Source organism: Noviherbaspirillum sp. (genome assembly GCF_036846085.1).
GTDB lineage: Bacteria > Pseudomonadota > Gammaproteobacteria > Burkholderiales > Burkholderiaceae_D > Noviherbaspirillum.
In genome coordinates this window covers 1-14,231 of record NZ_DAIUCO010000127.1, presented here as the reverse complement: position 1 = coordinate 14,231, position 14,231 = coordinate 1, and the positions used below count along the sequence as shown (strand labels likewise).

Here is a 14,231-nt window from a genome sequence, read left to right as displayed (position 1 = left end):
GGCGGGAACTCAACGCCGGCCATTGGGTGGCCTGCCACTTCGCCCGCCCGGACGGCCCGCCCACCGTTCAAGGCACCACACCGGACCAGACCGAAGTCGAGAGCACCGCCGCAAACTAACCAGACCAAACGAGGAGACTGCAATGCCTGATAAAAACGACCATACCGATACCTTCCACGCCCTGCCCGGCTTCACCAGGAGGGACTTCCTGTCCGCAAGTCTGACGGCTGCGGCGCTGGCGGGCATGCCTGGCGGCTATGCACTGGCCCAGGGCGCACCCAGGCGGGGCGGAAATCTCAAGATCGTTGCCCCGGCCAATCCCTCCAGCCTTGATCCCGCCACCGGCGGCGCCGGGTCGGATCATTCGATCCTCTGGACGATGTATGACACCCTGGTGAACTGGGACAACAAGACGCTCAAGCCGGTGCCGGGCATGGCCGAGTGGACGTCGCCGGACCTGAACACGCTGGTGCTGAAACTGCGCAGCAACAAGATCGTGTTCCACGACGGCACGCCGCTCGACGCGGAAGCCATCAAGTTCAACCTGGACCGCAGCCGCACCGATGCACGCTCCAATGTGAAGGCCGACCTCGTCAACATCGCTTCCGTCGAGGTCGTCAGCCCGACGGAGGTGCGCATCAAGCTTGCCCAGCCGGACGCCGCGCTGCCGGCCATCCTCTCCGACCGTGCCGGCATGATGGTTTCGCCGAAGGCCGTCAAGGAACAGGGTGCGGAAACCGACCGCAAGCCCGTTGGTGCCGGGCCGTGGAAATTCGTCAGCTGGACGGACAACGACAAGATCGTGCTGGTCCGCCATGACAAGTACTGGCAGCCGAACCTGCCGCACCTGGACGGCATCGAATTCGTAATCATTCCCGACCAGGGCACCGGCCTGCGTTCCGTCACTTCGGGACAGAACCAGATGATCTTCAACCTGTCGTCGCGCTACAAGCCGCTGGTGGACCGCGCGAAGAACCTGAGCGTGTCGGTCTCGCCGACGCTGTACTGCCACCAGATCTACTTCAACTACAGCCGTGCGCCGCTCAACGACGTCAGGGTGCGCCAGGCCATCAACTTCGCCGTCGACCGCAAGGCGTTTCTCCAGGCCACGCTCAGCGGCGTCGGCGAGGAAGCGTACATGCTGCTGCCGGCTTCCCACTGGGCACACGACAAGGGCGTGGCGGCGCTGTATCGGCATGACCCCGACCGCGCGCGCAAGCTGCTTGCGGAGGCGGGCGTCGGCAGCGGCCTGGAAATCTCGTTCGGCGGGTACAACGACCAGGATTCCATCCGCCGCGCCGAAGTGCTGATGGAAATGCTGAGCAAGGTCGGCATCCGCGCCAAATTCACGAATGGCACGATCGCCGAAATCTCGGCGCAGTTCTTCGGCAACGAAAAGAAGTTCGATGCGCTGGTGTCGGCATGGACCGGACGCCCCGACCCGAGCATGACCTATTCGCTCGGCTTCGGCAAAGGCGCCTACTACAACGCCGGACGCTCCGAAGCCAGCCCCGAACTGACCACGCTGCTGCAGCACAGCCGCCTCAAGGAGGACATCGAGTTCCGCCGCCAGGTCTTCTCGAAGATCCAGCGCATCGTGATGGAACAGGCGCTGGTGGCGCCGCTGGCGTTCCGGTATGACGTGACGGCGTCGATGACGCAGACCAAGGGCTACCTGCCCAACCTCCTGGGCAAGCCGAAGTTCAACGATATCTGGCTTGCCAGCTGAGAAGGTTTTCGCCATGTCGACCCGACAACACCAATGGGCATTTCTCTGGCGCCGGCTGCTGCAGGCGGCGCCGGTGATCGTGTTCGCCACCTTCATCGTGTTCTCGCTGCTGAAGATCGTACCGGGGGATGTCGCTGTCACGCTGGCAGGCGAGAACGCCACCGAGCAGCGCATCGCCGAAATCCGCCAGCTCTACGGCCTTGACCGGCCTTTCCTCGTGCAGTACGGGAGCTGGTTGTGGAAGGCGTTGCACGGCGACCTGTCGGTATCGCTGCTGTCGAGCGAACCGGTCCTGACGTCGATCGCGCGCAGCCTGCCCAATACGCTGTTGATCGTGTCGATCGCAATGCTGCTGGCGCTGGCAATCGGCATCCCGCTGGGCATCGTCGCGGCCCGCCATCCCGGCTCGCTGGCCGACAAGGCGCTGATGAGCGTTGCATCGCTCGGCGTCGCGGTGCCGAACTTCTGGCTGGCAATGATCCTCGTCTCGTGGTTCGCGCTGGAACGCAACTGGTTCCCGGCCACCGGGGCCGTGCCGCTGGCGGTCGATCCGTGGCAGGCGGTGCGGCATGCGCTGCTGCCGGCGATCGCGCTGGCCTCCGGCGGCGTGTCGGAAGTCGCCCGCCAGCTGCGCAGCTCGCTGGCCGACATCCTGTCGTCGCAGCAGGTGCGCACGCTGCACGCGAAAGGAGTGGCCCCCTTCACGATCCTGTGGAAGCACGGGCTGAAGAACGTGAGCGTCAACCTGCTGACGGTCATTGCGCTGCTCGCCAACCGCCTGCTGGCGGCCACCGTGGTGGTGGAGGCGGTGTTCGCCGTTCCCGGCATGGGCAGCCTGATCGTGCATGCCGCCGTCCACCGGGATTTCCCGGTGGTCCAGGGCGTGGTGTTCGTCATGGTGCTGATCGTCATCGCCATCAACCTGACTACCGACGCGCTTTATCGCATCGTTGACCCGAGGGTAAGAACATGAGCGTGGAAGCAACCGTAACCGAGCAGCAAGTAAAACAGAGGCCCGCCCGGCGGGTGCCGGGAATCTGGCGGCTGGATGCCGCAGCCACCGTGAGCCTGCTGTTCCTGGTGCTGGTGACGGCCCTGTCGGTGGCGGCGCCGTTGATCGCGCCCTATTCCCCCACTGAACAGGACATCGTCAATTCGCTGGCCCAGCCGTCCGCCGAGCACTTGCTGGGCACCGACGACCTGGGGCGGGACGTGCTGAGCCGGCTGATCCACGGCGCCGCGGCATCGCTGTTTTCCAGCTTTCTCGCCGTCGGCGTCGCAATCGTCCTCGGCGTGCCGATCGGCTTGCTCGCCGGTTTCCTGGGCGGTTGGACCGACGATCTCATCAGCCGCGGCATCGATACCCTCCTGTCCTTCCCCGCCATCGTGCTGGCGATCGCGGTCACCGGCGCGCTCGGCATCGGGCTGATCAACGGCATGATCGCCGTCGGCATCGTGTTTTCGCCGCAACTGGCAAGGCTGGTGCGCGCCCGCACGCTGGTCGTGCGGCAGGAGCTGTATGTCGATGCCGCCCGCTGTTTCGGCGCCTCCACCGGGCGCATCCTCTGGCGGCACGTGCTGCCCAACACGGTGCAGCCGGTGATCGTGCAGGTCACGCTGCTGCTTGCCGGCGCGCTGCTTGCCGAAGCCAGCCTGAGCTTCCTCGGATTGGGAATCCAGCCGCCGCACGCCAGCTGGGGCGCGATGCTCGCCCGCGCCTACCAGAACATGGAACTGGCGCCGGAACAGATGTACCCGCCCGGCCTGGCGATTCTCTTTACCGCCCTGGCGTTCAACACATTGGGCGAATCGCTGCGCGTGGCGCTCGATCCGACGATGAAACACCGGTAAGCGCAGTCGGATGATGACGAAATCTTGGAGCTGACTTGAACGGCAAGCACACAACGGATGCCCGTCCACCGGAAGATGCAGCGGCACTGCCTTTCCACGGAATCAGGGTACTGGAAATAGGCACCGGCACCGGTGTCGCGTTCTGCGGCAAGCTGTTCGCCGACTTCGGTGCCGAAGTGATCAAGATCGAAGCCCCGGACGGTGACCCCGGCAGGCGCTGGCCGCCGATGATCGATATCGGCGACGGACGGAGGGAAAGCGCTTACTTCGCCTGGCTGAACACCAACAAGCGCAGCGTCGTGGCCGACCTGCAGAGCGACGCCGGCATGGACACCGTCGACGCGCTCCTGTCCTCAGCTGACGTCCTGCTTGACGCCAGGGCACTCGATGCACAGGGCGCGCCCTCTCCTGCGCCAGGCAAGCTGCCGCCGCACCTCGTCGAAATCGTCTTCACCTGGTTCGGCGAATCCGGCGCGTATCGCGACTATGTCGCCACCGACGCGGTCTGCCGGGCGCTGGCCGGCACCATTCACAGCGCCGGCCCGGTCGACGGCCCTCCCCTGATCCCGCACGACAGCCAGTCCGGCATCGTCGCCGGGCTGGCCGCCTTCGGCAATGCCGCCGCCGGACTCCTGGGCCGCGCGCACGGCGGCCGCCGCTATGTGCTGAGCATCCATGAGGCGCTGCTGCACCTGGTGGAGATCGATATCGGCCTGGCGCTCGACGGACGCCATCAGCCGCGTTCCGGTATCAACCGCTTTGGCAACCAGTATCCGGCGTCGATCTACCGGGCCAGCGACGGCTGGATCGGCATCTTCACCGTCACGGCGGCACAGTGGAAAGGATTGTGCACGGCGATCGGCAAGCCGGATCTTGCGAAGGATCCCCGATACCTGACCGGACCCGACCGGCTCGCCCGGGCCGACGAGGTCGATGCGATCCTGAATCCGATTTTCGCCACCCGCACTGCGCAGGAGTGGTTTGCGCTGTGCGCGGCGCAACGCCTGCCGGCGGTGGTGGTGCCGACGATGGAACAGCTGCTGGCGCAGGCCGTGCACCGGGAACGGGGTGCATTCGTCCCGGTGACGATCGGGCAGGCAGGCTTTGAAGCGCCCATCCTTCCGCAGCGCCTGGGGGACGCCGGTCCTTTGCGCGGCGGGCGCGCGCCCCTGCTCGGCGAGCACAACAGCATGTATGACGGGCAACGGAATGCCGACGCGCCATCCGCCACCGCTGCGGATTCCGCCACACCCGGCCGGCTGCCTCTGGAAGGCATCCGCATCATCGACCTGACCATGGGCTGGGCCGGACCGTTCGCCACGCGCAATCTTGCCGACCTCGGCGCGGAAGTCATCAAGGTGGAAAGCACCGCCTACCCGGACTGGTGGCGCGGTACCAATTATTCCGAGGAATTCTATCGGGACCGCCTGTACGAGAAGAATGCGTACTTCAACCTGATGAACCGGAACAAGCTCGATGTCACGCTCGACCTGACCAGTGCCGACGGCGTGCGGCTGCTGAAGGAACTGGTCGCTGGCGCCGATGCGCTGATCGAAAACTACTCGGCCGAGGTATTGCCCAAGCTCGGGCTGGACTACCCGGCGCTGTCGCAGGTGAACCCGCGCATCGTGATGCTGTCGATGCCGGCCTTCGGCTCGAACAACGCCTGGAGCAATACGCGCGCCTACGGCGGCACGCTGGAACAGGCGTCCGGGCTGCCGACAGTGACCGGAGAGGAACACTGGCCGCCGACGATGACGTCCTACGCCTACGGCGACCCGATCGGCGGTTACAACGCCTGTACCGCGCTGCTGGTCGGACTCGCCTCGCAGCGGAAAAGCGGCCGCGGGGCGTTCATCGACCTGTCCCAGGTGGAAGGGATGCTGTCGCTCGTCGCGCCGTTCATCATTGAACAGTCGGTCCATGGGAAAGTCGGACCGCGCAGGGGAAACCGGCATCCGGTCTTTACACCGCACGGCTGCTTTGCCTGCAAGGGAAACGATGACTGGATCGTGATCGCGGTTGCCACCGACGCGCAGTGGGTGTCGCTATGCCGGGCGATGGGCCGCGATGACCTGGCCGACGACCGGACGCTTGCCACGGCCGCCGGACGCCGGCAGCGCGAAGCCGACATCGAGGCCGCCATCACAGTCTGGACCAGGGCACGCAGCGCCGACGAAGCAATGGCCACGCTGCAGCGGCATCGGGTGCCGGCGGGTGTGGCGCGTTCCATTCCAGGCCTGTTCCAGGACCCCCATCTGCAGCAGCGCAACTTCTGGCAACGCATCGAGAGGCCTTTCGTCGGCAGTTACCTGTCCGGCAGCAGCTACTACCGAGAGCGAGGACAACCCGCGCCGGTGCGGCTGCACGCGCCGACGCTCGGGCAGCATAACGCGCCGGTACTGAAAGACATCCTGGGCCTCACGCAGGAGCAATTCGATGCCCTGGTAGCGGCGGGCATCATCGGCACCGAGGCGGTTTCCCGCACGACACAACATTAATTACACCAACAAGGAGATTGGAATGCCCACAGTACAGGTCGAGTCGGAGATCAGCGGCATCGTATGCAAGGTCGTCGCGTCGCCGGGGCAAGCGGTCGCCACCGAGGACACCATCGTGATTGTCGAATCGATGAAGATGGAGATACCGGTGGCTGCGCCGAACAGCGGGAAACTGGTAGCGATCAAGGTGGCCGAAGGCGACATGGTGACCGAGGGACAGGTCATCGCCACCCTCGAAACATGACGGATGCCGGCGCATCGCAAGGGCCGCGAGAAGACGGCCGACAGACGAACCAATTACCGAGGAAAACATGAGCTGGCAGCCTGAAATCGATGAATTGCGCAAGCGCGAGAACCTGGCCCGCGAAATGGGCGGCGCCGAGAAAGTGGCCAAGCACCGCTCCCACGGCAAGCTGACGGTGCGCGACCGGATCGCCGCCCTGCTCGATCCCGGCACCTTCCATGAATCCGGGATGCTGGCCGGCAAGGCGGAATACGAGAACGGCGCGCTCAAAAGCTTTGTCGCGGCGAACTTCGTCTACGGTACCGGCCGGATCGACAAGCGAAAGGTGGTGGTGGGCGGCGACGACTTCACCATCCGGGGCGGCGCCGCCGACGCCAGCATCAAGGGCAAGCAGATCCATGCGGAACAGATGGCCAACGGCCTGCGCCTGCCCATCGTGCGCCTGGTGGACGGCACCGGAGGCGGCGGCAGCGTCAAGATCCTCGAGCGGTCCGGCGCGACCTACGTGCCGGCCAATCCGGCGTGGAACTACGTGGTCGATAACCTGAGCGTGGTCCCGGTGGTTGCCGCCTGCATGGGCTCGGTCGCCGGGTTGGGTGCGGCCCGGGTCGTCATGTCCCACTTTTCGGTCATGATCGAACCCACCGCGCAGTTGTTTACCGCCGGTCCGCCAGTGGTGAAATTCGCCACCGGCGAAAACCTGACGAAGGAAGAACTCGGCGGCGCGAAGATCCACCGCAAGAGCGGCGTGGTCGATGCGGTGGTGGCCAGCGAACAGGACGCCTTTGTCTGCATCCGCGGCTTCCTGTCCTACCTGCCGTCAAATGTCTACCAGGTGCCGCCGGTCGCGCCTGCCGACGATCCGGTGGACCGGAAGGAGGAATCGCTCCTCAACGCGGTGCCGCGCAACCGGCGCCAGCCTGTGCGCATCCGCCCCATCCTGTCGGCGATCTTCGACCGGGATTCGGTATTCGAACTGGCGCGCTACGGCGGACCGATCGTTACCGCCCTGGCACGGCTGGACGGTCATCCGGTCGGCGTGATTGCCTCCGACCCCTATGTTGGTGGCGGGGTTCTTACCGTCGAAGCCGCCGACGCAATGATCCGGATGGTCGATCTCTGCCAGACCTTCCATCTGCCGATGGTGGTGTTGACGGACCAGCCGGGCATTGCCGTCGGTACTTTGGCCGAGCGCCGGGCAACGATCCGCTATGCCGCGCGCGCAGTCGCGGCGGTGTACCAGGCCACGGTGCCGACTGCGGAAATCATCATTCGCCGGTGTTTCGGTGTCGGCGGGGCTGGCATGACCAACCGGCACAGCTATGTGCAGCGCTACGCATGGCCGTCCGGCGACTGGGGTTCGCTGCCAATCGAAGGCGGCCTGGAAGCGGCATACCGCAGCGAGCTCGAAGCCAGCGACGATCCGCAAGCGCTGCTGGAAGAAATTCGCGGCCGGCTCGAAGCGGTCCGCTCGCCGTTCCGCACGGCCGAAGCGTTCGGTGTCGAGGAAATCATCGATCCGCGCGAAACCCGGCCCCTGCTGTGTGAGTGGGTGCGTGACGCCTACGCATTGCTGCCCTCCCAGCTCGGCAGGCCGGCGCATGGAACGCGGCCGTGACCGGGCCTCCTGCAAACCAGCTAACCGAACATACTGAACACACCATCCGAGGAGACCTCCGACATGGAGCCGAATGAAGCCGCCTACCTGGACATGATCGGCCATCTGCAGCGGCGCAACTGGCCGGCGAACGTACCGGCGGAGCCGCACTATCCGCATGGCGAGATCGCCATCACCGACTACCTGCGCGCCTGGGCGACCGTACAGCCGGACAAGCCGGCCATCGTGTTCTACGGCACCACCATCAGTTTTGCGCAGCTCGATGCGCTCAGCGACCGCTTCGCCGCCCTGCTATCGACGCAGGGCATCAGGAGCGGGGACAGGGTGGCGGTGATGCTGCCGAACTGCCCGCAATTCCATATCGCCTTCTACGGCATCCTCAAGCTCGGCGCAATCCATGTCCCGGTCAATCCGCTGTTCAAGGACCAGGAGCTGCTGTACGAACTCAACGACGCCGGAGCGGAGGTCATCGTCGTGCTGGACCAGCTGGTTCCCATGGTGCGCAACATCCGGCAGAAGACGCCGGTACGGACGGTCATGTCGACCAGTTTCGCCGACGCGCTTCCCAAGTCGCCGACGCTGCCTGTTCCGGCGACCGTGCTGGAACCGAAGATCGCGCACGACGGCACCATCGATCTGATGCAGGCGATACATGAATGCACCGCGCCGGTGCCGCAGGTTCGGGCGGACCTGGATGCGCCGGCCGCGCTCAATTACACAGGCGGCACCACCGGCATGCCGAAAGGCTGCGTCCACACCCAGCGCGACATGATCTATACCGCCGCGACCACCTGCACGATCGCCGAATTCCGGCCGGATGACATCGTGCTTAACTTCATGTCGCTGTTCTGGATTGCCGGCGAAAATGCCGGCCTGATTTTTCCGGTATTCGGCGGCAACACCCTCATCCTGCTTGCGCGCTGGGACCCCGTCGGCGTGATGGCGGCAGTTGAAAAGTACAGGGTCACTCGGCTGGGCCTGCTGGTCGACAATGCCATCGAAATCCTTGAGCATCCCGATGCAGGCAAGTACGACATGCGGTCTCTGCGCGCCACGCGGGCGTCGTCTTTCGTCAAGAAAATCAATCCGTCGGTACGCCGCCAATGGCAGGCATTGACCGGCACCATCATCGCCGAAGCCGCCTGGGGCATGTCCGAAACCCACACCTGCGACACCTTCACCCGCGGCTTCCAGGACGCCGACCAGGATCTGAAGGGACAGCCTGTCTTCGTCGGCCTGCCAGTGCCGGGCACGCAGATCAAGATCTGCGACTTCGATACCGGCGCACTGAAGCCGATCGGCGAGGAAGGCGAAATCGTCGTGAGAACCCCGTCCTTGCTGAAGTCCTACTGGAACAAACCGGAAGCAACCGCGGAGTCGATGCGGGACGGCTGGTTCGCCACCGGCGATATCGGTGTCTACGATGAACAAGGTTGCCTGCACTTTCTCGGACGCCGCAAGGAAATGCTGAAGGTCAAGGGCATGAGCGTATTCCCGACGGAACTCGAAGCGCTGCTCGGCCAGCATCCGGCGGTACTGGGTTCGGGTGTGATCGGCATGGATGATCCCGACAAGGGACAGGTGCCGGTGGCGTTCGTCCAGGTGAACCCGGATGCCGGACTGTCGGAGGAAGACCTGGCGGTGTGGTGCCGGCAGAACATGGCGACCTACAAGGTTCCGCTGATCCGGTTTGTCAGCCAGTTGCCCATGACGGCGACCGGCAAGGTGAAGAAATTCGAACTGGCCGAACTGCTGCACTCCGCCGGCGACGACGCCGGCATGGGTATTCAGCAGCGCGCAAATTAACAGGAGTCACGTTTGAAAAAGATCTTGATCGCGAACCGGGGTGAAATCGCCCTGCGCATACAGCGCGCGGCGCATGACCTCGGCATCGAAACGGTCGCCGTCTATGCACAGGATGATGCCCACTCCCGCCATCGCCTGCTGGCCGATGAAGCGCTGCCGCTCGACGGCACCGGACCGGCCGCGTACATCGACATCGCCGCCATCCTCGCCGCGGCGAAGTCCTGCGGTGCCGATGCGATTCACCCCGGGTATGGCTTCCTGAGCGAACGCGCCGACTTTGCCCGGGCGTGTGCCAAGGCGGGCATTGTCTTCATCGGGCCATCGCCGGAGCTTCTCGCGTTGTTCGGCGACAAGGGCCGGGCCCTTGCCGTCGCGGCCGAATGCAGGATACCGGTCATGCCCGCCACTCGGGGCGATGCGACGCTTGAACAGATAAGCGACTTCTTCGACGCCCAGGACGGCGCGGGCATCGTCATCAAGGCGGTAGGCGGCGGCGGCGGACGCGGCATGCGGATCGTTCGCACGCGGGATGCGCTGGCGGAAGCGTACGCCCGCTGCCGGTCGGAAGCCAAGTCCGCATTCGGGCTGGAAGCGGTCTATGCCGAGCGGCTGGTCGAACGTGCGCGGCATATCGAAGTACAGATCGCCGGCGACGGCACCCACGTGGTTGCCCTCGGCGAACGGGACTGCACCCTCCAGCGGCGCTTTCAGAAGCTGATCGAGATTGCCCCGAGCCCGGTGCTGGCGCAGGATTTGCGGGAACAGATTCTCGATGCCGCCCGCACCCTGGCACGCAGCGTGGACTATCGCAGCCTGGGCACGTTCGAGTTCCTGGTCGAAGAATCCGACAGCGGAAGCCAGCGCGGCTTTGTGTTCATCGAAGCCAATCCGCGTCTGCAGGTCGAACATACGATCACGGAGCAGGTCACCGGCGTCGATCTCGTGGCGCTGCAGATCGGCATTGCATCGGGCCGCAGCCTGAACGCATGCGGCCTCGATCCCGCTGCTCCGCCGGCGGTCAGAGGGTATGCGATCCAGGCAAGAATCAATGCCGAGCACACTGACGCGCAAGGGCTGGCGCGCCCCGCCCAGGGTACCCTTGCACGCTTCGATCCGCCATCCGGCCCCGACGTGCGGGTAGACACCCATGGCTACAGCGGCTACGCGCCGCCGCCGAGTTACGACACCTTGCTGGCCAAGCTCGTCGTCACGTCGGGAAGCGAACGTTTCGCCGATGCGGTGCGTCGCCTGAAGCGTGCGCTCGGCGAATTCCGCATTGACGGCGTACCGACGAACCTGCCGCTATTGCGCGCATTGGCGGAGCGCGACGACTTCGCCGCGCAAGCCGTTCATACCCGCCATTTCGAATCCATCCTGCCCGACCTTCAGGCGGCGGCACACCGGATTGCCGAACGGGACGCCGCCCGCCTCAGGCAGGCCGGACTGGCGAGCCCGCCGTTACCGCATGCGCAGGCGGACCCGGTACCGGTGAGCGACGAGCGACTTTCCGACGGGCTGATCGGTGTCCATGCGCCGATGCCGGGCATGATTGTCGAGCTGCCGGTGAAGGCAGGCGACCTCGTCCGCCAGGGACAGACCGTTGCGGTGATCGAAGCAATGAAGATGCAGCATGCGGTCACTGCCACATGTACGGGACGGGTGGTCGATGTCCGGCTGCACACCGGCGTGCTGTCGCGCGAGAATCAGCTCCTGCTCGTCCTCGAACCCGGCGATGCGGAGGGCGGCGTCGCAAGCCGTGCCGATACGCTCGATCCGCGCATGATCCGCGCCGACCTGCAACGGGTCATCGATCGCCATGCCTACCTGTACGATGCGGCGCGACCGGACGCGGTAGCGAAACGGCATGCACGGGGCCAGCGCACGGCACGCGAAAACGTTGACGACCTGTGCGATCCCGGCTCCTTCATCGAATACGGTGCGCTGGCGGTTGCGGCGCAGGCGAGCCGGCGCACGCAGGAAGACCTGATCGCCAACACGCCCGCCGATGGACTCATTACCGGCATTGGCGGCATCAATGGCGCGGACTTCCCCTTCGACCGCTCGCGCTGCGCAGTGCTTGCGTATGACGCGACCGTGCTGGCCGGCACGCAGGGCAAGCGCAACCACATGAAAACCGACCGCATCCTCGGCGTTGCGCTCAAGGACCGCTTGCCGACCGTGCTGTTTGCGGAAGGCGGCGGCGGCCGTCCCGGCGACGTGGATTTCCCAACGGTGGCCGGGCTGTTCCAGCCGTCATTCGCCGCCTTCGCCGAACTGAGCGGCGAAGTTCCGGTCATCGGCATCGTCTCGGGGCGCTGCTTCGCCGGCAATGCCGCCTTCCTCGGCTGCTGCGATGTGATCATTGCGACACGTGATGCGAACATCGGCATGGCAGGCCCGGCCATGATCGAAGGCGGCGGCCTCGGCGTCTTCCGGCCGGAGGACATCGGACCGGCATCGGTGCAGTTTGCCAACGGCGTGGTGGACGTGCTGGTGGAGAACGAGGCAGCCGCCGTGCGTGCGGCCAAGCATTATCTCTCCATGTTCCAGGGCCCGACCTCCGCGTGGGAAGCGCCCGATCCGTTGCTGTTGCGCGGCGTCGTGCCGGAGAACCGCCTGCGCGTGTACGACAGCCGCACGGCCATTGCCGGCATTGCCGACATCGGCAGTGTGCTCGAACTGCGGGCCGGCTTCGGCATCGGGATCCACACGATGCTTGCAAGGATCGAGGGACGTCCGGTCGGCATCATCGCCAACAATCCCGGGCACCTCGGCGGCGCGATCGATGCCGACGCGGCGGACAAGACGGCGCGCTTCATGCAGCTGTGCGACGCCCACGATCTGCCGATCGTCTCGCTGATCGATTCACCCGGATTCATGGTCGGGCCGGAAGTGGAAGCACGGGCGCAGGTGCGGCATGTCAGCCGGATGTTCGTGCTCGGCGCAAAGCTCAGGGTGCCGCTGCTGGCCGTCGTACTGCGCAAGGGATATGGGCTCGGTGCGATGGCGATGGCGGGCGGCGGCTTTCGCGCGCCGACCTTTACCGCATCGTGGCCGAGCGGCGAATTCGGCGGCATGGGTCTGGAAGGCGCAGTCCGCCTCGGTTTCCGCAAGGAGCTTGAAGCGGTTCCTGAAGGGCCGGAGCGGGACGCACTCTACGGGCGGCTGGTGGCGCAGATGTACGAACGCGGTCATGCCATCAGTGCCGCCGCAGCACTGGAGGTCGATGCCGTGATCGACCCTGCGCAAACCCGTCACTGGCTGGTTACCGGACTGGCTGCCGGCGCGTCGCGAACGGGCCTGCCGCGCCGAAGCTATGTTGATGCATGGTAAGGAGCCTGCGGTGCCGCCGACGGCCTCCGGCGGCAGATGGCACAATGATCCCTGGCACGAGACTTTGGCAATGCAAGGGGGCAATCACCGGCGGCATTGCGCTTTCTGCCAATGGCATACCGGAATGCCCGACGCGCGACTAAGACAGGGAAACCATCATGGCTGAACAAATCACATCCCGCTGGTATTTCGGATGGAATATCGTGGCAGCCGCGACCCTGCTGACACTGCTTACCGTCGGCATGCGGATGGGCATCGGCCCCTTCTTCCTTCCGATGGCAAATGACCTCGGGTTCAGCCGTAGCCTGCTGGCAAGCATCGTCGCCGTCGGCATGTTGTGCTATGGACTGACAATGCCATTGGCCGGCTATCTCGTCGGACGGTTCGGCACGCGATTCGTCCTTCTGCTCGGTACTGCCATCGTGGCGGCATCCATTCTATGGACGGTGACCGCCCGCGGCCCGATCGGATTCATGCTCGCCTTCGGCGTGTTCCTGTCGATCGGCATGGCCTTCACCAGCCCGGTCGCCCTCACGCCGGTCATCAGCCGCTGGTTCACGCGCCGGCGCGGCATGGCGATTTTCTTCCTGTCGACAGGCTCGATGGCCGGCATCGCCATCATGACGCCCTTGCTGACCATCGCTATCGAATCGGTCGGCTGGCAGGCCACCCTTGTCGGCTTCGGCATCGCCCTGACGATACTGGCGATTCCCGCCGCCCTCTTCGTCATCCGCGACACCGCCCCGCCGAACACCGACCTGTTGCCGGATCAGATCGCCGCGCCTGCCCAGGCGGGACCGACGCACCCCAGCCTTACGTTCAGGGAAGCAGTGCGCACAGGTCCGTTCTGGAAGGTTTTCCTCGGATTGTTCGCCTGCGGTTTCAGCATGAATCTCCTGGGCACGCACGGCATGCCGATGCTGATGGACCATGGCTTCGACGCGACGACCGGCTCCCTCGGGATCGGCCTGATCGGCATGGTGGCGATTTTCGGGACGCTGGTATTGGGCCGCCTGTCGGACAGGCTGCCGCGCAGGAATCTTCTTGCGGCCATCTATTTCGTTCGCGGCCTGGGTTTCTTCGCCCTGCTCCTCGTCGGCACCCATTGGGAACTGTACGCCGCGGCGACGATCGGCGGCATTGTCTGGG

At 65.3% G+C, this 14,231-nt stretch carries 9 protein-coding genes; all 9 read left to right on the top strand.

What is annotated here, in order from left to right:
• The first annotated feature begins 142 nt into the window (after positions 1-142).
• A complete protein-coding gene (locus V7080_RS15235) occupies positions 143-1,729 on the top strand; it encodes an ABC transporter substrate-binding protein (protein ID WP_334189246.1) in 1,587 nt (528 codons plus the stop codon).
• A gap of 13 nt (positions 1,730-1,742) precedes the next feature.
• Positions 1,743-2,702 carry an ABC transporter permease gene (locus V7080_RS15230; protein ID WP_334189245.1) on the top strand — a complete coding sequence of 320 codons (960 nt, stop codon included), beginning with the start codon at positions 1,743-1,745 and terminating at the stop codon, positions 2,700-2,702.
• The gene (locus V7080_RS15225; RefSeq protein WP_334189244.1) at positions 2,699-3,580 is read left to right on the top strand and encodes an ABC transporter permease; all 882 of its coding nucleotides are present in this window, start codon (positions 2,699-2,701) and stop codon (positions 3,578-3,580) included. The genes V7080_RS15230 and V7080_RS15225 overlap by 4 nt, the downstream gene beginning before the upstream one ends.
• Positions 3,581-3,615: 35 nt before the next feature.
• Entirely contained in the window at positions 3,616-6,081 is a 2,466-nt protein-coding gene (locus V7080_RS15220; protein ID WP_334189243.1) for a CaiB/BaiF CoA transferase family protein, read from the top strand.
• A 22-nt stretch (positions 6,082-6,103) separates the two neighbouring features.
• Positions 6,104-6,325, top strand: coding sequence for a biotin/lipoyl-binding carrier protein (locus tag V7080_RS15215; protein WP_334189242.1), 222 nt, complete (start codon positions 6,104-6,106; stop codon positions 6,323-6,325).
• Positions 6,326-6,392: 67 nt separating this feature from the next.
• Positions 6,393-7,943, top strand: a complete 1,551-nt coding sequence (locus V7080_RS15210; RefSeq protein WP_334189241.1) for an acyl-CoA carboxylase subunit beta — start codon at positions 6,393-6,395, stop codon at positions 7,941-7,943.
• Between the two features lie 63 nt (positions 7,944-8,006).
• Positions 8,007-9,749: an AMP-binding protein gene (locus V7080_RS15205; protein WP_334189240.1), complete on the top strand. Its 1,743-nt coding sequence runs from the start codon at positions 8,007-8,009 to the stop codon at positions 9,747-9,749.
• 12 nt (positions 9,750-9,761) lie between these two features.
• Positions 9,762-13,082, top strand: coding sequence for an acetyl-CoA carboxylase family protein (locus V7080_RS15200; RefSeq protein ID WP_334189239.1), 3,321 nt, complete (start codon positions 9,762-9,764; stop codon positions 13,080-13,082).
• Positions 13,083-13,240: 158 nt separating this feature from the next.
• On the top strand, positions 13,241-14,231 hold a 991-nt coding region (locus V7080_RS15195), incomplete at its 3' end, for an MFS transporter (protein ID WP_334189238.1).